At 72.7% G+C, this 18,597-nt stretch carries 14 protein-coding genes; 8 read left to right on the forward strand and 6 right to left on the reverse strand.

Translation table 11 applies throughout. The features are described from left to right. The first annotated feature begins 232 nt into the window (after positions 1–232). The 4 genes from ABTZ91_RS00990 (at position 233) to ABTZ91_RS01005 (ending at position 4,312) form a co-directional block, all read left to right on the forward strand. Positions 233–910, forward strand: coding sequence for a bifunctional DNA primase/polymerase (locus tag ABTZ91_RS00990; RefSeq protein WP_352074960.1), 678 nt, complete (start codon positions 233–235; stop codon positions 908–910). Positions 911–1,045: 135 nt separating this feature from the next. After that, positions 1,046–1,888, forward strand: coding sequence for an ABC transporter ATP-binding protein (locus tag ABTZ91_RS00995; RefSeq protein ID WP_407077874.1), 843 nt, complete (start codon positions 1,046–1,048; stop codon positions 1,886–1,888). Beyond that, positions 1,885–3,540: a transporter gene (locus tag ABTZ91_RS01000; RefSeq protein ID WP_352074962.1), complete on the forward strand. Its 1,656-nt coding sequence runs from the start codon at positions 1,885–1,887 to the stop codon at positions 3,538–3,540. Before ABTZ91_RS00995 ends, ABTZ91_RS01000 begins: the two co-directional genes overlap by 4 nt. Before the next feature lie 328 nt (positions 3,541–3,868). After that, positions 3,869–4,312, forward strand: a complete 444-nt coding sequence (locus ABTZ91_RS01005) for a subtilase-type protease inhibitor (protein ID WP_352074963.1) — start codon at positions 3,869–3,871, stop codon at positions 4,310–4,312. Between the two features lie 149 nt (positions 4,313–4,461). On the opposite strand, the gene ABTZ91_RS01010 is transcribed toward ABTZ91_RS01005, so the two are convergent. From ABTZ91_RS01010 to ABTZ91_RS01020, 3 genes are all read right to left on the reverse strand, one after another. Then, complete coding sequence (locus tag ABTZ91_RS01010; protein ID WP_352074964.1) at positions 4,462–5,208, reverse strand: hypothetical protein; 747 nt, start codon at positions 5,206–5,208, stop codon at positions 4,462–4,464. Between the two features lie 158 nt (positions 5,209–5,366). Continuing rightward, complete coding sequence (locus ABTZ91_RS01015; protein WP_352074965.1) at positions 5,367–6,218, reverse strand: alpha/beta hydrolase; 852 nt, start codon at positions 6,216–6,218, stop codon at positions 5,367–5,369. Positions 6,219–6,743: 525 nt separating this feature from the next. Further along, complete coding sequence (locus ABTZ91_RS01020) at positions 6,744–7,436, reverse strand: metal-dependent transcriptional regulator (protein WP_345486450.1); 693 nt, start codon at positions 7,434–7,436, stop codon at positions 6,744–6,746. Between the two features lie 159 nt (positions 7,437–7,595). On the opposite strand from ABTZ91_RS01020, the gene ABTZ91_RS01025 reads away from it, so the two are divergent. Further along, entirely contained in the window at positions 7,596–8,351 is a 756-nt protein-coding gene (locus ABTZ91_RS01025; protein ID WP_352074966.1) for an SIS domain-containing protein, read from the forward strand. Positions 8,352–8,458: 107 nt separating this feature from the next. Here ABTZ91_RS01025 and ABTZ91_RS01030 read toward each other — a convergent pair whose 3' ends face one another. The 3 genes from ABTZ91_RS01030 to ABTZ91_RS01040 all read right to left on the reverse strand — a co-directional run bounded on the left by ABTZ91_RS01030 (position 8,459) and on the right by ABTZ91_RS01040 (position 15,056). Beyond that, complete coding sequence (locus ABTZ91_RS01030) at positions 8,459–12,253, reverse strand: hypothetical protein (RefSeq protein ID WP_352074967.1); 3,795 nt, start codon at positions 12,251–12,253, stop codon at positions 8,459–8,461. Between the two features lie 171 nt (positions 12,254–12,424). After that, entirely contained in the window at positions 12,425–13,753 is a 1,329-nt protein-coding gene (locus ABTZ91_RS01035; RefSeq protein ID WP_352074968.1) for a PAS domain-containing protein, read from the reverse strand. Between the two features lie 178 nt (positions 13,754–13,931). Next, complete coding sequence (locus ABTZ91_RS01040) at positions 13,932–15,056, reverse strand: helix-turn-helix transcriptional regulator (RefSeq protein WP_352074969.1); 1,125 nt, start codon at positions 15,054–15,056, stop codon at positions 13,932–13,934. 215 nt (positions 15,057–15,271) lie between these two features. Between ABTZ91_RS01040 and ABTZ91_RS01045 the strand changes: the two genes are divergently transcribed. From ABTZ91_RS01045 to ABTZ91_RS01055, 3 genes are all read left to right on the forward strand, one after another. Continuing rightward, positions 15,272–15,901, forward strand: a complete 630-nt coding sequence (locus ABTZ91_RS01045) for an NAD(P)-binding domain-containing protein (RefSeq protein WP_352074970.1) — start codon at positions 15,272–15,274, stop codon at positions 15,899–15,901. 67 nt (positions 15,902–15,968) lie between these two features. Next, on the forward strand, positions 15,969–16,808 hold the full coding sequence (locus ABTZ91_RS01050; protein ID WP_352074971.1) for an AfsR/SARP family transcriptional regulator: 840 nt from the start codon (positions 15,969–15,971) through the stop codon (positions 16,806–16,808). Between the two features lie 153 nt (positions 16,809–16,961). Next, entirely contained in the window at positions 16,962–18,335 is a 1,374-nt protein-coding gene (locus tag ABTZ91_RS01055) for an FAD-binding oxidoreductase (RefSeq protein WP_352074972.1), read from the forward strand. Positions 18,336–18,597: the final 262 nt, after the last annotated feature.

Genomic DNA, 18,597 nt, shown 5'->3' on the forward strand with positions numbered 1-18,597 from the left:
CCGGCGAATATCCGGTCAATGCAGATGTGAACACGCGAAACCGGACACGTCGGCCACGAAGCCCCTGGGGCCTTCACCACCGACGCCCCCCACCCTGGGTACCCGCCCGCCGCTCCCCGGCCCCACGCGCGCCCCCGCCCGTGCACCCGTGCGCCCCGCATGCAGGATCGATGCGCCACCCCACTCTCGGCCGGGCCCGTAACCCCAGGTGACGGCGGCAGTTGAGTTCGACGTGGAAGAGACCATCGGAGTCACGGAAGCCGCACAGATCCCCAAGCAGCGAGGCGAGCTGCTGCTGGACAGCGCCGTGCGGTACGCGGAAGAGCGGCACTGGGACGTGGTCCCCGGGACCTGGCTGGAGGCGGTCGAGGGCAAGGAGCGCTGCTCCTGCGGCGCGGAGGCGTGCCCGATGCCCGGCGCCCACCCGGCGAGGCCGGACTGGTCGACCCAGGCGACGGGCAGCGCCGTCGGGGCCCGGCGGATGTGGTCGAAGACGCCGAAGGCGTCGATCCTGCTGCCGACCGGCCGTACCTTCGACGCGATCGAGGTCCCCGAGTCCGCCGGTTTCCTCGCCCTGGCCCGTATGGAGCGCATGGAGCTGACGCTCGGCCCGGTGACCTGCACGCCGGACCGCCGGATGTTCTTCTTCGTGCTGCCCGGCGCGGCCGCGAAGGTGCCGGACCTGGTGCGCAAGCTGGGCTGGGTGCCCACCTCCATCGACCTGGTCACGCGCGGCGAGGGCTTCTACGTGGCGGCGCCGCCCACCCGGGTCGGCGGTTTCGGCGCGGTGCAGTGGGCCCGTAAGCCCACGCCGGCGAACCGCTGGCTGCCGGACGCGGAGGAGCTGATCAGCCCGCTGGCGTACGCGTGCGGGCGGGAGGCGGCCGACGCGCGCAGCCGGCGGGCGTAGGGACGGCGGGCGTACGGACGGGGGCGTAAGGAACGGCGGGCCCCGCGGGGGTCTTTGGCCATGTGGCCGGAAAGACGCCCACCCGTAAGGTGGTTCCCGACTGTACGGGGACAACCGAAGGGTTGACGGAACATGATGCCTGACCAGGCATTCGACGGAGGGTCCGAAGCGGCGGGCGGTGCACCGGGATCCGGTGCGGTGCCCGCCGTTCATGTCGAGGGGCTGTGGAAGCGCTTCGGGCAGCAGATCGCGGTGAACGGGGTCGACCTGGTCCTGCCCGCGGGCCGGTTCATCGGGCTCGTCGGGCCCAACGGTGCCGGCAAGACCACCACGCTGTCGATGATCACGGGCCTGCTGCGGCCCGACGCGGGCCGCATCCGGGTGGCCGGACATGACGTCTGGGCCGATCCCGAGTCCGTGGCGCAGGTGAAGGCCAGGATCGGCATCCTGCCGGAGGGCCTGCGGCTCTTCGAGCGGCTGTCGGGCCGCGAACTCCTCGCGTACACCGGGCGGCTGCGGGGACTGCCCGGCGCGGAGGTCGACAAGCGCGCGACGCAGCTGCTCGACGTGCTCGACCTCGCGGGCTCGCAGCACAAGCTGGTGGTGGACTACTCGACCGGCATGCGCAAGAAGATCGGCCTTGCCGCGGCCCTGCTGCACAATCCGGAAGTCCTGTTCCTCGACGAGCCGTTCGAGGGCGTCGACCCGGTGTCCGCGCAGACCATCCGCGGGGTCCTGGAGCGGTACACGGGCTCGGGCGCCACCGTGGTGTTCTCCAGCCACGTCATGGAGCTGGTGGAGTCGCTGTGCGACTGGGTGGCCGTGATGGCCGCCGGGCAGATCCGCGCGCAGGGCCCGCTGGAGCAGGTGCGGGGCGCGGCGCCGTCGCTGCAGGCCGCGTTCCTGGAGCTGGTCGGCGCGCACGGGCGGGACGACGCCGGAGACTCCCTCGACTGGCTGGGCGGTCCGGCCCGATGAGCACCACCAGCACCGCCTCGGCCCCGGGGGCCACGCCGTCGGCCGGCCCGTCGCCTTCGGTCCCGTCGCTGACCGGCGTCTTCGTCCGGCTCAAGCTGTCGCTCCTGAAGAACGGCCTGAAGCAGTCGGGCGGCCGGACCGCCGCCTACGTCTCCTCGATCGTCGTCGCCGCGGTCTTCGCCGCCTTCCTGGTGCTCGGCGCGGTCCTGCTGCGCGGTGACGACGACGCGGCCGTCGTCACCGTCCTGCTCACCGGGGTCCTCGCCCTGTCCTGGGCGTTCATGCCGCTGTTCGTGCCGGGCGGTGACGAAACCCTCGACCCGTCGCGGCTCGTCATGCTTCCGCTGCGGCCCCGGCCGCTGGTCCGGGCGCTGCTCGTGGCCTCGCTGGTCGGCATCGGCCCGGCGTTCACGCTGTGCGTCACGGTCGGCGCGGCCCTCACGCTGGCCCGGGGAGCGGCGGGGATCGTCGTCGCCGTCCTCGCCGTACCGCTGGTCGTCCTGGTGTGCGTGGCGCTCTCGCGGGCGGTCGCCGCCGCGAACGTACGGCTCCTCACCTCACGCAAGGGCCGGGACCTGGCCGTGCTGTCCGGCCTGGTCATCGCGGTCGGCGTCCAGGTGGTCAACTTCGGTGCCCAGCGGCTCAGCCAGGCCGGGGGGCTCGCGACGCTCGAACCGGCGGCGGAGGTCGTGGCCTGGCTGCCGCCGGCCTCGGCGGTGTCCGCGATCGACGCGGCGGGCGACGGCGACCACCTGGTCGCCGCGGCCAGGCTGCTGATCTCGGCGCTCGCCCTGGTGGCGCTCGTCTCCTGGTGGCGGCGGTCGCTGGTCCGGCTGATGGTGGAGCCGGACGGCTCGACGATCGGCGCGGCGTCCGGCGGGGCCAAGGAGAAGGCCGCCACCACGGGGCTGCTCGGCCGGATCCTGCCGGGCGGGCGCACGGGCGCGGTGATGGACCGCACCCTGCGCTACATCTGGCGCGACCCGAAGACGAAGGCGGCGTGGGTCTCCTCCCTCGCCGTCGGTGCGATCGTCCCGCTGTTCAACGCCCTACAGGGCACCGGCTCGGTGTACTTCGCCTGTTTCGCCTCGGGCATGCTCGGCATCCAGATGTACAACCAGTTCGGCCAGGACACCTCCGCCTTCTGGATGGTGGCGCAGACCCTCTCGACGACGGCCGACGCCTACGCCGAACTGCGGGCCCGTGCCTACGCCCTGCTGGCCGTGACCGTGCCGTACACCGCCCTGGTGACGACGGTGACGGCGGGCGTCCTCGGTGACTGGAGCCGGCTGCCGGAGGCGCTGGGCGTGGCGTTCGCCCTGCTCGGCGCGATGATGGCGACGGGCGCGGTGGCCTCGGCGAACTACCCGTACTCGATCCCGCAGGACGGCGCCTTCAAGAACGTGGCGCCGGGCCAGGGCGGTCTGGCCTGGATCTCCATCTTCGGCGGCATGCTCGCCGCGGCCCTGCTGTGCGCCCCGGTCATCGTCACGACGGTCCTGCTCCACCTGTGGGCGGGCGAGCTGCTGTGGATCGTGCTGCCGATCGGCACGCTGTACGGCGCGCTGGTCGCCTGGGGCGGTCTGCGGCTGGCGGCGCCGCGGGTGGCGCGGCGGCTCCCGGAGATCCTGGCGGCGGTGAGCAAGGGGTAGGTCCGTACGGGCGCCGGCCGGGGCGTCGGGGCCGGATCGGTGGCTGCCTTCCGGCCGATCGACGGCGTCCTGAAATCCTCCAATTCCGAACATTCCGTGCGGCATTGCAGGTCAGAGGGTCGTTCCGACGTGAACGACCGGTGCCGCGGCGGTACGTCGGGGTGACGCGGCGGGCGGCGCACCCCGCCTCAACTGCCCGAACGACCGGTCGGTCCCGACCGATGCGTACACACGGCCGGAAATTTGCGACGGATGTGCGATCACCCTGAGCGTCGACAAGACTCCGTTCCGCATCCGTACCCGTAGCCACAAGCGAAAGGGACTTACCGTGCGTTACTTCCGTGCCGTGGGCGCCACCGCGCTCGCCACCGCCACCGGCCTCACCCTCCTCGGCACCGCCATAGCCGGCGGCACCGCCGAGGCCGCCCCCACGAGCCTCTACGCGCCGTCGGCGCTCGTCCTCACCGTCGGCGAGGGCGAGAGCGCCGAGACGGCCACCGTCCTGCGCGCGGTCACCCTGACCTGCGCCCCGACGCCCGGCGGCACCCACCCGGACCCGGTCGCCGCATGCGCCGAACTGGCGGATGCCGACGGCGACTTCGGGCGCCTGACGGCCCTGGCGGCCGACCGGCCCTGTACCCGCGAGTGGGACCCGGTCACGGTCACCGGGGACGGCGTCTGGCAGGGCCGGCGGGTGAGCTGGCAGGCCACCTACGGCAACCCGTGCGAACTGCGGGCCCGTACGGCGGAGAGCGCGACCCTCGGGTTCTGACCGCGCCCGACCGGAGCGCCGTCCGGCCCCCGCCGCTCCCGGTCCGCGGCTGCCCGGCCCCCGCCGCTCCCGGTCCGCGGCTGCCCGGCCCCCGCCGCCCCGGGGCCGCGGCCACCCGGCCCCCGCCGCCCCGGGGCCTCGCTCCGTCGTCAGGAGCAGAAGTAGCCGCCGACGGACTTGTCGGCTCCCGCGTGGAGGTCCACCGCGTTGACGGTCCACGCGGTGTAGCAGCGGTGGATCTGCGTCGGGGTGAAGGTGAACTGGAAGCCGTGGGCGTCCCCGTAGCCCGGGTGCGCCGCGCCGACGTCCGTACGGGTCAGGTTGGCCGGGTACGGGCCGTAGGTGTTGCCGTCGCTGTACTGGACGTACACCTGGGTGGACTGGGTGGTGTCCGGGTCCAGGGCCCAGCCCCACATCGTGACCGAGTTGCCGTCGATCCGGTAGCCGTCGAGGTTGCCGATGGGGTCGTGGTTCACCGAGATCGAGCAGCCGAGGGCGGTGTTCGTGCCGTAGCCGGTGTTGAGGGCGGTGGCGCAGACCTGGCCCGTGGCGGTGGGGACGCCGACGAACCCGGAGAAGCCGCCGCCGGACTGGTTGGCGTCCAGCGTGGCCACCCACGTACCGCCCACGGTGATCTTCACGCGGACCGGTCCGGTGCCGTCGGGGTCGGTGGCCCAGCCGGAGACGTTGATGCCGCCGGGGGCCCGGGTCGCCGAGTTCAGCTTGCCCTGGGGGTCGTAGTCGACCGGCGGGTCCTCGACGCCGCCGCCGTCGCACCACGCGGGCGGCTCCGGTCCGTCACAGATGCTCTGGGCGTGGGCGGTCGGGGCGGCGAAGAGGCCGGCCCCGAGCGCCAGGGCGGCGGTCACGGTGGCCAGCCGGGAACGTATCGACATGCCGGTGTCCTTAACTGAGAGAGCGTCTCATGGCGCCTTCAGCGTGGCAGTCGGCGAGCCCGGGGCCCATCCCAGAAATCTGGGGTCTTTCGCTCGGCGGTCGGCGGCCGGACGGGGTGCTCGACGCCCGCTCCGGCCCGAGCGGCGACGCGGGGGCGTCAGGAGGTGAGGACGCCGTTCAGGAAGGGCTCGACCGCCTCGCGCCAGGCGTCGGCGTGCTCGTAGTGCAGGAGGTGGCCCGCGTCGGGGATCTCCGCGTAGGCACCGCGCGGGAGGACGCGGACCATCTCCTGGGCCTCGGCGCGGCCGAGTTCGCCGTCGAGGCCGCGGACGACGAGGGTGGGGCAGCGGACCTGGGCCAGGGAGTCCCAGTGGGCGTCGTGGACCCAGGTCGCGCGGGAGGCGAGCATCTGGGCGGGGTCGAAGACGGGCCGCCAGCCGTCGGGGTGCTCGGTCATCACCTCGGCGAAGAAGGCGCCGCGGGCCGGGCGGGGGCCCTCCACCCAGGGGTCCTCCTCGCCGAACCACCGGCGGACGGCGTCGAGCGAGGCGAAGGGCACGGGCCAGCGGCGGAACCAGTCCTGCCACTCCCGCTGGGACGCGGCCCCGAGCGCGGAGGCCCGCATGTCGCAGATGACGAGGGCGCGCACGAGGTCGGGCCGCTCGGCGGCGAGCTGCCAGGCGGTGAGCGCGCCCATCGAGTGCCCGACCAGGGTGACGGGGCCGAGGCCGAGCCGCTCGACGACGGCGGCCGCGTCGGCGACGTACGCCTCGCGCGTGAAGGGCCCGCCCGCCGGCTTCTCGCTGTGGCCGTGGCCGCGCTGGTCGAGGGCGATCGTACGGTGCCGGGCGGCGAGCCAGCGGGCCGTGGGCTCCCAGTGGGAGGCCCTGCCCATCAGGCCGTGGAGGAGCAGGACGCCCGAGCCGCTCTGCGGCGCGGTCTGTTCCGTGTAGTCCCAGGCCGCCAGGCGTACGCCGTCGGCCCCCGTGACGTCGAGTCGTCGCACCATGATGCTCGGCACCCCCTCTTTCCCATGGCCCCGGGAATGAACCCGTGGAGCTGCGCCAGACTATCGAACCTGTATTCGAAAATGCGCTTCTGCCGCTCAACACCCCACGTTCGAGTGACAGCGCTCAAGGATTGACGGCCGCGGCCGAGGGGAGATCTTCAACGGGAGGCGGACCGCTCGGGGAAATCGGTCCGAGGGGAATGACCCTGGGAGCTCGGGGCTCCGGGTCAGCACAGGGGAGGACGGACCCCGGCGCCTCAGGGCGCCGGGGTTCACCGTTGTCGTACGAAGGACGACCCTCATCCCACCAGCGTGGCACGGGAAGGGCCGTGGGCGTGGCGATTCCGCCGTAAAACGGGCCCGGCGGTGAGACGGGCCCCGCCGGAAAGCGGGTCGGCCGTACGACGGGCCCCGCCGGAAAGCGGGTCGGCCGTACGACGGGCCCCGCCGGAAAGCGGGACCGCCGCGAGACGGAGCCCGCCGGAAAGCGGGACCCGGCTCAACCGCCCGACCGGGCGGCGGACGCTAGCGCTTGGCGACGAAGACGTGCGCCGCGACCTCGGCGTCCAGCTCGGCCGCCTCGCCGCTGCTGCCCACCAGGACACCGCCCGGGGACTCCGTCACCGACACCACGGAGCCGGGCTGCACGCCCGCGCGCCGCAGCGTGTACATCAGCTGGGCGTCCGTCTGGATCGGCTCGCCGATACGGCGGACGATCACCGTCTTGCCCTCGCCACCCGCGTCCAGGTCGGCCAGCGAGACCATCGAGTCGTCCAGGAACGACTCGGCCTCGGCCTTCTCGCCCAGCTCCTCCAGGCCCGGGATCGGATTGCCGTACGGCGACTCCGTCGGGTGACGCAGCAGCTCCAGGACCCGGCGCTCCACGGCCTCGCTCATCACGTGCTCCCAGCGGCACGCCTCCGCGTGGACCTGCTCCCACTCCAGGCCGATCACGTCGACGAGCAGGCACTCGGCGAGCCGGTGCTTGCGCATCACGCGGGTGGCCAGGCGGCGGCCCTCGTCCGTGAGCTCCAGGTGGCGGTCGCTCGCGACGGCCACCAGGCCGTCGCGCTCCATGCGGGCCACCGTCTGGCTGACGGTCGGACCGCTCTGGTCCAGCCGCTCGGCGATACGGGCGCGCATGGGGACAACACCTTCCTCCTCAAGCTCAAGGATGGTGCGGAGATACATCTCCGTGGTGTCGATCAGTCCGGACATACGTGCCCCTCGATGAGTCGTGCGCTGGCCCTGCACCAATTCTGACGCATCGCACCGACAACCGGGGCGTGCCGGGGGGAAGCGGGCGGGACGGTATTGACAGAGCAATGGTCCAGACCGCACCGTGATCGGCGACCACGACGAGAAGGAGCCGCCGCCATGGGCGAGAGCAAGCTGGCCGGACAGTTCTTCGACGCCGCCATCGGGCTGCTCCAGAAGGTGCGGGACGAGGACGCGGCGGACATCGCGGCCGCCGGCACCGCCATCGCCGAGGCCGTCGCCGCGGGCGGCCGGCTCTTCGCGTTCGGCGCGGGCCACTCGTCGCTCGCCGCACAGGACGTCGTGTACCGGGCGGGCGGCCTCGCGCTGATGAACCTGCTGGCCGTCCCCGGGGTCGTCGGGGTCGACGTCATGCCCGCCACCCTCGGCTCCGCCCTCGAACGGGTCGACGGCCTGGCCGGCGCGGTCCTGGACTCCTCCCCCGCCCGCTCCGGCGACGTCCTGATCGTCATCTCGCTGTCCGGGCGCAACGCCCTGCCGGTCGAGATGGCGATGAACGCGCGCGCCCTCGGCCTCACCGTGATCGGGGTGACCTCGGTGGCGTACGCGACGGAGACCAGGTCCCGGCACGTCTCGGGCACGTATCTGAAGGACCACTGCGACATCGTCCTCGACTCCAAGATCGCCGTCGGTGACGCCGAACTCACCCACGAGGGCATCGAGGCCCCCTTCGCCCCCGCCTCCACGGTCGTCACCAGCGCCCTGATGCAGGCCACGATGGCCGCGGCGGCCGAGGAGATGGTCCGCCTCGGCGTCGAGCCGCCGCTGCTGCGGTCGGGGAACGTGGACGGCGGGCACGAGTGGAACGGGCGGGTGATGGCGGAGTACCGGGACCGCATCTTCTTCCGCCACTGAGGGGCGCGCCCCCGGGCATCCGGCCACCGGGGCCGGAAACGGACGCGGGGGCCGCGGCGACTTCTCGCCGCGGCCCCCGTGTTCTTCTGTCGTTTCTCTGTCAGGTCCTACGAGGCGTAGTAGCCGGCGACATCCGCCAGCAGGTCCACGGACCCCGCGTGGTTGTAGAAGCTCACCTTGCCGTTCACGACCGGGACGACGACCAGGTTGGGGATGGTCGTCCCGGCGGTGAAGTTGAGGTTCGACGTCGCCGGGCGCGGGGCGCCGTCCGGGAAGACCGAGACGTAGCCGGTCGCCGTCGGGGCGACGGCCGTCACGTTCATCACGACCGCCGTCACGCCGGTGGCCGGGATGCCGGAGTTGCCCGCGATCTGGAGGGTGACGGTCTTGCCGGGTCCGACCTTGCCCTGGGGTACGCCCAGACCCGCGATCGTGTTCATGAGGCGGGTCGGCGCCATCGGCTTGAACGAGGAGCCGGTGCTGTCCGTGGTGAAGTAGCCGGCCACGTCGGCAAGCAGGTCAACCGAGCCGGAGTGGTTGTAGAAGCTCACCTTCCCGTCGGCCGACACGGGCACGATCACCATGTTGGGGATGGTCGTGCCGGCGGTGAAGTTGAGGTTCGACGTCGCCGGGCGGGCGGTGCCCGCCGGGAAGACCGACACGTAGCCGGTGGCCGTAGGCGCCACCGCCGTCACGTTCATCGCGACCGCCGTGACTCCGCCGGCCGGGATGCCGGACTGGCCGGTCACCTGGAGGGTGACCGTCTTGCCCGGCCCCACCTTCGCCTTCGGGACGCCCTGCCCCGCGAGGGTGTTCATCACGCGGATAGGGCCGAGGGCCTTGTACGTGGCTCCCGCGCCGTCGCCGAAGTAATAGCCGGAGACGTCCGCGAGCAGGTCCACCGCCCCGCTGTGGTTGTAGAAACTCACCTTGCCGTCCGCCGACACCGGGACGACCACCAGGTTCGGGATGGTCTGGCCCGCCTTGAAGTTGAGGTTCGACGTCGTCGGACGGGTCGTCCCCGCCGGGAAGACCGACACATAGCCCGCTGCCGTCGGCGCCACCGCCGTCACGTTCATCACCACAGCCGAGACGCCGGTCGCCGGGAGGCCCGGTCTGCCCGCCACCTGGAGGGTGACCGTCTCGCCCTTGCCCACCTTGCCCTGGAGAACCCCCAGACCGGCCATCGTGCTCATCACACGGGTCGGGGCGATCGCCTTGTACGTGTTGACTTCTGCGGAGGGAGTCACCGAGAACGTCCCTCTCCACTTCACACCGAGCCGCGTGGAGAGGGCCGCCGACCAGGTGCCGACAGGAGCGCGTCGCACATCCACCGTCGCCGTCAGCGTCGTGGCGTCCGGCGAAACCGAGACCGTGGTGGCTGTCAGCGGCGCCGGGCCTTCGGACAGGCTGATGCGGTCCTTGAGCGTCAGCGACGTGCCCTTCACGGTGACGGTCGCCACGCTGCCGGCAGGGGTGGTGATCGGAGAGACCGATCCGACCTTCACCGGCACCAGGCCACACGTGTAGGACAGGCACTTCAGCGTGGTGTCGTACGTGGTCTTCGACGCGGTTCCCGGCAGGCCGAGGACCAATGTGCTCGGCGAAGGCCGCTGTATGCCCCCTTCGTACAGAGAACACGAGTAGTGAGTGCCGGAACCAGTGCAACGGTTGTCATGCCCGGCGTCGTACAGCATGGGCACCGGCCCGGCCGGCCCCCCAGCGGTGTCAACGGTGGCGACGTCGAACCGGTCCAGGTTCGACGTCGGAAGCGTCGCGCAGGAGGTCGCGTGCGCTTCGTCCAGCGTGCCCGTGACAGGGCCATAGCCGAAGACGACGTTCTGCACCTGCGTGCACTCGGGCGCCGGGCCGGCGGGCGTGGCGATGCGTACGGCGTCCATGCGATACGAGCCCGAGGACTTCCTGAACCAGGGGACATGGACGATCACCTGGTGGGCGACTCCCGTGATCGTGCACGCCGGGCCGTCCGTGCAGGTATTTCGCTCCCCGCCGGGTCCGTAGACGTCAGCCCACGCGTTGCCGAGGGTGTCGCGCACGCGCAACAGGAGGACATCTCCGGCGTCGGCCGTGGTCACCTGTCGGCACACGAGCTCACCCGGAGCGCTGAGGGGACCGCCCGTGGAAGGGCCGCCGACCGCGGCCGCGGGGGTGGGCGTACAGCCCTTCGCCGTGGCTGTGACATCACGGCGGGACAGGTCACCGGTCCATTCGGCGGCCCTTCCGAGAACCAGAACCGTGTGGGCGGCTCCGGGGGTCAGACCACAGGAGGCCCAGGTCTCCTGCAGGTACGTGGTCGCACAGACCTCTCTGCCCGACCGGTCCACGACCGCCACCTGCGCCAGAGCCTTACTGCTCGCCCCCTTGAGCTGGACGATCTCACGCACCGAATGGTCCGCCGCCGGGATGGAGTAGCAGTGGAAGTAGGCGTCCGCACTGCCGGTGACCTGGACGCTCGGAGGCGAAGCCGTGAAGTCTCCCGCCGGCAGGACGGGGCAGTCGTTGTCCGCGTCGGTGCGCTGAAGTGCCAAGCGGTAGGTGCCCGTGAACGCCTTCGAGTCTGGGGCCGCTGAAACGAGAAGGCGATGCGGGGCAGGACCGGTGAGCTCGCAGGAGAAGCGGCTGCACGTCACGCGCGCCCCCGCACCGTCCACAACCTCGAACGTGGCGTGTGGCCAATAGGCTCCGATCGGCACCAGTGCCGCCACGCGGGATCCGGCAGGCAGGGGAAGCGCCAGGCAGTCGGTCTCACCCAACTGCCCGAGCGTGCCCACCATCGTGCCGAGCGGAGGGACCTCGCAGTTCTGCGTGGCGGAACGGTCCAGGACGAGGGTCTGCCCCGTCGTCAGCACGGTGTACGTGCTCCCGCCGGTCAGCGCGCAGGAGGCGAAGGGAGTGCAGACCGTCCGGCCGTCCGCGTCGTACACCTGGAGTCGAGTGCGCTCCGAGGTGGCCGCGTCGAAGCGGTACACGTCGTACGGGCCGGTGACGGTGGCAATAAAGGTCCTGCACTCGGACGCCAGGGGCGACTCCGGTCCGGATCCGTACGGGGTGACTGAGATCGTCGCGCAGCCCGCCGGGTCGGACAGACGGCGGACCTTCAGGGTGTAGGAGGCAGGGAAGGCGTCGTCGACATCACTGAAGCGGCCGAGAACCCGGTAGGGGCCGTCACCGGTCAGCACGCACCCGTCGCCCTTGTCCGCCGGCCGGTCGCACGCGGGGGCTCCGGTCTCGTCGGCGATCCAGGAGGAAGCCTGCTTGCCGGTGACCGCCATGCGGAGGTCGACGGTGATGCGGTCACCCGACCGGCCCGGGAAGGGATGGCAGATGAGGTCCAGTCGGCTCGCCACCGTACCTGTCCCGAGCTCCTGGTCCCAGGACACACCGGTCTCCGGCAGGCAGCCGGTCGTGTCGGAGAGCGGCGTGACGGCGGCGGACACATCGCGGGTGGGATAGCTCTCGGGATTGTCGATCCGCAGCGTGTACGTGCCCCCGCTCGGCAGGTCGCACACGCGGGGGAGCGCGCACTCCAGCGGCGTCGTCCCCTCGTAGAACCAGACTGAGACTCCGCTCGCGTCCACCGCCGCGTAGTGCCGGCCGGGTCGGTCGACGGTGAGGACGAAGCACGCGGTGCCGCCGGGCTCCAGCGATGCCTTGCCGACCGCCGCCCCCGGATCACCGAACGAGGCGAGTGCCAGCGGCGCACAGGTCCCGGCTGCCGGAGCGGCGGGCGCCTCGCTCGTGGGAGTGGCGGGGGCGGCGGCCTCCTCTGTGGCTGCGGGCTTCTCGAAGGCCTCCGGTTCGGACTCGGACGCCGGAGCGGTGGACGCTTCGGCCGCCTGGGCCGGTGCCGTGGTGAACACCGGAAGCAGCAGGGAGAGCACGAGCGTGAGTGTGGCGAGCAGAGCGGTGTACGGCGCGGGTCTCGGCGCCGTACCCGACGGTTGTTGCATTCCCGGTCCCCCCAGGAGCGGTGGTGGTCGCGATCGTCGTCGCGGAGTTCGCCGCATGATCGCACAGGTGACCGACAGCGGTCCCGGCGGATTCAGCCCCCGCTACTGCGCCCCCTCCAGCGCCGCCGCCACCCTCCCCGCCACCGTCTCCGCGTACTCCGCGTCCTCCCGCTCGAACGCCGGCCGGGACGGGGAGCGGAGGAAGGTGGCGATGCCGACCGTGCGGGCGCGGGTGCGCAGGGGGACGCAGAGGGCGTGGGCCGTGTCGGCGGGCCAGAGGCGGTCGGCGGCCCAGCGCGGGGTGTGGGGGGCGGCGCTGGTGCGGGTGGGGCCCTGGCGGGCGAGGGACTGGAGGGCGGGGTGGGTCGGGGCGTAGCGCAGCGGGATGCCGCCGGCGGCGACGGGGGCGACCGGCCCGGGGGCGCCGCCGGGGCTCGCGAGGGCCCGGACCAGGCGGTCGCCGGGGGCGGTGCGGTCGACCAGGACGTGGTCGGCGAAGCCGGCCAGGGCGAAGTCCAGCAGGACGGCGGCGGCCCGGAGGGGGTCCTCGCACTCGGCGGCGGCCACGCTCGCGCGGTGCAGCTGGCTCCAGCGGAACCGCAGCCGGTCGGCGTCCTGTTCGGCGAGGCGGGCCTCGGTGACGTCCTGGAAGAGCCAGCCGACGCCCAGCGGGACCGGCTCGGGCTCCTCGGCGAGCGGGGAGGCCAGCCGGACGAAGCCGCACCGCCAGCAGCGGCGGCGCTCGCCGCGGGCGCCGCGCAGGGTCACCCAGACGTCGGCCGGAGCGGGCGGCGAGCCCGCGGCCAGGACGTGCCGCAGGGCGCCCTCGAGCTCTTCCACGCCCTGGGTGACGAGTTCGCCGAGGGGGCGGCCGAGCAGCGAGCCGCGGGAGGTGCCGAGGGCGCGGGCGGCGTAGCCGTTGACGACGGCGGGGCGCAGGTCGACGTCGACGAGGATCACGCCCCAGGCGGCGTCCGCGAGCAGCGCCTCGCTCAGTCCGAGGGACCGCTCCAGGTCGATCTGGACGTGCACCTCGCTGAACGCGCAGTACACCCCGGCCGGTTGTCCGTCGGCGCCGCGCACGCCCGCGGTCTGGGTGCGGACGAGGATCCGTCCGCCGTCCTTGCGCAGCAGCGGGAACTCGTGGACCTGGCGGCCGGGCACGGCCATCGCGCGCAGCAGCCGCTCCAGGATCTCCTCGGCGTCGGCGCTGCGGGCCGCCCAGCCGTCGAAGCCGCGCCGCCCGACGGCCTCGCGCGCGCTCCAGCCGAGGATCCGCTCGGCCTCCCGGTTCCAGTGGGTGACGGTCCCGGACGCGTCCAGCGCGCAGAGCGCCGCGTCCATGCCGTCCAGCAGGGCGGCGAGCAGATCGGCCCCGGGAACCCCGGGAACCCTCGCCGTGTCGGCCGTGTCACTCGCAGAGCCACTCATGCGGGCACCCCCCGGGCCTCATTCAACTGGAACGTGACCCAGGACACAGCCTTTTCAGCGAAACCGATACGCGGTGGATACGAGGGGGACACACACGGACGGCGAGGTGACGCGGAGGTGGCGGACCGGGCCCCCGGGCCTCAGTCGTGGAGGCGGAGTGGCGGCCCGGCGCCCGGCCTCAGTCGTGGACGCGGACGATGCCGCGCTCCGCGAACGGCGCGTAGTACTCGGTGAACAGCTTGCCCACCAGCTCGCCCCGGCTGGACACGCCGACCTTCTCGAAGATGCCCTTGATGTAGTCGCGGACGGTGTGCGGCGACAGGTGGAGCTGCTCGGCGATCTTCCCGGTGGGCAGCCCGCGCGCGATGCACTGGGTCACCTCGGTCTCCCGGTCGGTCAGTTCGAAGGCGTCCACGATCAGCGGCACGATCTCGGAGGTCTTCGCCGGCTCGATCACCACGGCCGACGGGCCGAGGCCGCCGTCCGCCTCCCGCAGGCAGGAGGCGTGGCACACCAGCCAGTGGCCGCTGCGGGTGCGCACCCGGACGCGCGCGTGGCCGCGGTCGCGGTCCTGGGAGATGGCGCGGGCCTTGAGCGCGGTGGCCTGCACCCAGGCGGGCACGCGGAGTCCCGCGGTGGTGACGGCGGGCCCGTCGGGCAGGTCGGCGAGGTGGGCGCGGGCGTCGTCGTTGGCGGACAGCAGGGCGCCGGAGGCGTCGAAGAGGAGCAGGCCCGGTCCGTGCCGCCCGTCGGGCAGGGGCTGCGGGGCGGTGCCGGCGAAGGAGCGCAGCCGGCGGGCGAGCGGGGTGACCAAACCCTCGATCAGCTTGGTCTCGGCGGCGCCGAACGCGGGCCGGCCGTGGGCGCGGAAGAGGCTGATGTGACCGTGCGGACGGCCGCCGACGCGCAGCACGGCCCGTAACTCGTCCTGGAGACCTCGGGGTTTCATGAAGGAGTGGTAGAGGCTGCTGCGGGCCGGCAGGTCGCCGGTGGCCTCGCGCAGTCCGGCGACCGGCACCTTGGCCTGGGCGAGGTCGCGGAAGAGGTTGACGTTCTCGGTGAAGAGCTCGGTCTCCCAGTAGACGGCGCAGCCGTGCTCGTCGAGGTTCTCGGCGCGGATGGGGGCGGCCATCATGCCGGTCTCCGGGTCCGTGACGCGCCAGACGGCGGCGTCGTACGGGATGAGCCGGCGCACGTGGTGGGACGCCTCGGCGAACATGCCGAGGGCGTCGCCGCTCTTCGCGGCCCGCGCGAGCAGTTCGGCACGGCCGATCTCGATTCGGGAAACACGGTCACTGGTCACCCCTTGATCCTGACAGTCCGCGGGCGGAGCGCCAACCCCTCACTTGAGGGGTGTGGAAAAAGGGCCGAAGAACACGGTCGCTCGCGTCGTCCATTTGAAGAACGGAGCACCTCCTGCGCAACCCCCTCGAATGCGGGGATGAAACAGGACGCGGCGCGCGGGAGAATTCCGGAACTTCTCGGACGGCACTTTCCGGCAGGCGGTGGGGAACGCGTATGAGGGTGGGCATCATCGGCGCGGGCGCGATGGGCAGGGCGATGGCACGGCGGGCGGCGCTCGCCGGAGCGGTCGTCCTGCTCGCCGACCGCGGCGCCGGCCACGCCACCGGCCGGGCGCGGCGGGTGGCCCGGGAGGCGATGGCCGGAACGCCGGGGGTCGTGACGGCCGTGACGCCTCGCGCCGCGCTGCGGACGGGCCTGGTGATCCTCGCCCTGGACCGGGGCGAGTCCGTGGAGTTCGTGCGCCGTCACCGCCGTACGCTGACCGGAAAGGTGCTCGTCGAGGTGACCGTCCCGCGTGCCGAGCCGCACGGCACGCGGATGGGCGACCTGATGGCCGCCGCGCCGGGCGCCCGCTGGGTGAGGGCCTGTGCCGCCGGTGACGCCGAGTCGATCCACCGGGGACTGATCGACGGTCATCCCGTCGACGTGTTCGTGGCCGCCGACGACGTTCCGGCCAAGATTCGGGTGATCGAGCTCGCCGACCGGTCCGGTCTGCGTGCCCTCGACGCGGGACGGATCGACCGCGCGGGCGTTCTCGACGAATTGACATCTCTGGGTAGGGAAATCAGCCATCGACTGGCCACTCCGGAAGGCTGGGCAATAAAGTTGCTGCCCAGCTGGTGAGCGCCGGAACAGCACCTCGACCAATTCACCGGCCATCCGATCTCGGGGGAATCTTGGGGGAAGATCCATGACCAGAGAACCGGCTTTTCTCGCCCTGGGGGCCCTCGTCGTGCACGGTCCGCACGGCGAGGTGAAGCTCAGCGGAAACCGTCAGCGCATTCTGCTGACCATGCTGTTGCTGGAGGGCAACCGGGTGGTGGGCGTCGACCGGCTCATCCGTGCCATATGGGGCGATTCGCCACCCGCCACGGCCCGAAGCCAGATCCGTATCTGCGTGTCCTCGCTGCGCCGTCAGTTCGCGGCCGGCGACGTCCCCGCGACCATCGAGACCCACAAGACCGGCTACCGGCTGCGCGCCCCGGAGGCCACCATCGACCTGCACCGCTTCGGACAGCTCATATCCCGCGCCAGAGGCGGGGCGGCGGACCGTCCCGACCTGGAACTGGCGTCGCTCTACCGAGAGGCCCTCGCCCTGTGGCGGGGGCCTCTCGGCGAAGGGCTCGGCAGTCCGCTCCTGGACACCGTCGCCCTGAAGTACCACGAGGACTACCACTCCGCCCTGGAGGACTGCTACGAGCTGGAGCTCCGGCTCGGCTACCACCGCAGGGTCCTCGGCGAACTCACCCACCACGTCTCCGAGCACCCGTTCCGCGAGACGCTCATCGCCCAGCTGATGATCGCCCTCTACCGCTCGGGGCGGACGGCGGACGCCCTCGCCCTGTTCCGCGACACCCACCGCCGTTTCCGCGACGAGCTCGGCATCGCCCCCGGCGAACGGCTCCAGTCGATCGAGAGCCTGATCCTCGGCGCCACCGACCACGCCCACCAGCACGGCGACCGGCAGCCGCACGCCGACGAGACCCTTCTCTTCGGGCAGCCGGCCGCCGCCGGACCCACCCGCCACTGACCGGTCCTTCCCCCTCAGCTGAGGGGGGAGGCCGGGGCGGAGTCCCTCCTCCGCAGGGGATGGAGCGCCCCGCGCCGTACGGAAAGACTCGGAGGCGTTCCCAGGCACGGCACTCACAGGCCGTAGCGCCGTACGCAGAGAGAGGGGCCGTCCATGGCTCGCCAGCCTCAGTACTCCGTCATCCCGGACAGCGCGGTGGACCGGCTCGTCTCCGACGTCAAGGGCGAGGTCTTCCTTCCGGACGACCCGGGGTACGAGGCCGAGCTCGACGGATTCAACCGGATCGGCCGGCACCGGCCGGCGATCGTGGTGGGCGCGGTCACCGCCGAGGACGTCGCCGCCGCCGTCCGCCTCGCCGCCGAACTCCGGCTCCCCGTCGGCGTCCAGGCCACCGGCCACGGCATCGCGGCCCCCGCCGAGAACGCCGTCCTGGTCACCACGCACCGGATGAACGCGGTCGCCGTCGACCCGATCGCCCGGATCGCCCGCGTCGAAGCCGGCGCCCAGTGGCACCAGGTCATCGCCAGCGCCGCCTACCACGGCCTGGCGCCCCTCAACGGCTCCTCGCACCTGGTCGGCGTCGTCGGCTACACCCTCGGCGGCGGCCTCGGACCGCTCGGCCGGCTGTACGGCTACGCGGCCGACCACGTCACCCGCGTCCACCTCGTCACCGCCGACGGGGACCACCTCACCGTCACCCCCGACACCCACCCCGACCTCTTCTGGGCGCTGCGCGGCGGCAAGGGCAACTTCGGCATCGTCACCGCCCTGGAGTTCCGCCTGATGCCGGTCGCCCGCCTGTACGGAGGCGGGCTCTACTTCCCCGGCGCCGAAGCCCCGGCGGTGCTCGACGCCTGGCGGGAATGGATCGCGACCGTCCCCGAGACCCTGACCTCCTCGGTGGCCCTGCTCCGGCTGCCCGGCCTGCACCAGGTGCCGGGCCACCCGGCCGGCGAGCTCGCCGTCCACATCCGGATCGCGTTCACCGGCGACGAGGAGGAGGGCGCGCGGCTGCTGCGCCCGCTGCGGGAGGCGGGCACGCTCCTCGCCGACACGGTCGCCGAGATGCCGTACGGCGACGTCGCCGAGATCCACCAGGACCCGACCGAGCCGTTGCCGTACCACGAACGCAACACCGTGCTCCGGGAGTTCGGCGTGGACGCCCTGGCCGAACTGCTCGCCGCCGCCGGACCCGGCACGGCCTGCACCGACCCGATGGTGGAGCTCCGGCACCTGGGCGGGGCGCTGTCCCGGCAGCCGTCCGTGCCGGGCGCCGTCGGCCGGGACGGGGCGTTCACCCTGTCCACGCTGTCCCTGCCGGGCTCGCCCGACGTCGTCCTGGGACGGCTGGCCCGCTGGTCCACCGGCCGCCGCTACCTCAACTTCCTGGCGGGCGCGGACACCGCGGACCTGGCCGCGGACTGCTTCGACCAGGAGACGCTGGCCCGGCTGCTGCGGGTGAAGCGGCACTACGACCCGCACAACGTGTTCCGCCTCGGGCACGCGCTGGTTCCCGAAGCGGGCTGACCGGAGCCGGTGCCTTCACGACGTCCTGACCTTCTGACCTCCTGGGCCTGCCGACCTCCCGACCTCGCGATCCGCCGGCCCGCCGACCTCCTGGGCCTACCGGCCGCCTGACCGCCTGACCGCCTGACCGCCTGACCTCGCGACCTGCCGGCCTCCCGACCTCCCGACCTGCTGACCTCCCGGACCTGCCCGGAGCCGCCCGACCTGCCCTGGACGCTCCCGACCGCCGGTCCGGGGCCGCGCGCCGGGCCGGGCCCGAAAC

The organism is Streptomyces sp. NPDC126499 (assembly GCF_040302485.1).
Taxonomy (GTDB): Bacteria; Actinomycetota; Actinomycetes; order Streptomycetales; family Streptomycetaceae; genus Streptomyces.

Excerpts from the sequence above, each read along its gene's own strand:
- ABTZ91_RS01015 (WP_352074965.1), bottom strand. The coding sequence starts at position 6,218 with ATGGTGCGACGACTCGACGTCACGGGGGCCGACGGCGTACGCCTGGCG.
- ABTZ91_RS01020 (WP_345486450.1), bottom strand. The coding sequence starts at position 7,436 with ATGTCCGGACTGATCGACACCACGGAGATGTATCTCCGCACCATCCTT.
- ABTZ91_RS01025 (WP_352074966.1), top strand. The coding sequence starts at position 7,596 with ATGGGCGAGAGCAAGCTGGCCGGACAGTTCTTCGACGCCGCCATCGGG.
- ABTZ91_RS01050 (WP_352074971.1), top strand. The coding sequence starts at position 15,969 with ATGACCAGAGAACCGGCTTTTCTCGCCCTGGGGGCCCTCGTCGTGCAC.
- ABTZ91_RS00995 (WP_407077874.1), top strand. The coding sequence starts at position 1,046 with ATGCCTGACCAGGCATTCGACGGAGGGTCCGAAGCGGCGGGCGGTGCA.
- ABTZ91_RS01035 (WP_352074968.1), bottom strand. The coding sequence starts at position 13,753 with ATGAGTGGCTCTGCGAGTGACACGGCCGACACGGCGAGGGTTCCCGGG.
- ABTZ91_RS01010 (WP_352074964.1), bottom strand. The coding sequence starts at position 5,208 with ATGTCGATACGTTCCCGGCTGGCCACCGTGACCGCCGCCCTGGCGCTC.
- ABTZ91_RS01055 (WP_352074972.1), top strand. The coding sequence starts at position 16,962 with ATGGCTCGCCAGCCTCAGTACTCCGTCATCCCGGACAGCGCGGTGGAC.
- ABTZ91_RS01045 (WP_352074970.1), top strand. The coding sequence starts at position 15,272 with ATGAGGGTGGGCATCATCGGCGCGGGCGCGATGGGCAGGGCGATGGCA.
- ABTZ91_RS01000 (WP_352074962.1), top strand. The coding sequence starts at position 1,885 with ATGAGCACCACCAGCACCGCCTCGGCCCCGGGGGCCACGCCGTCGGCC.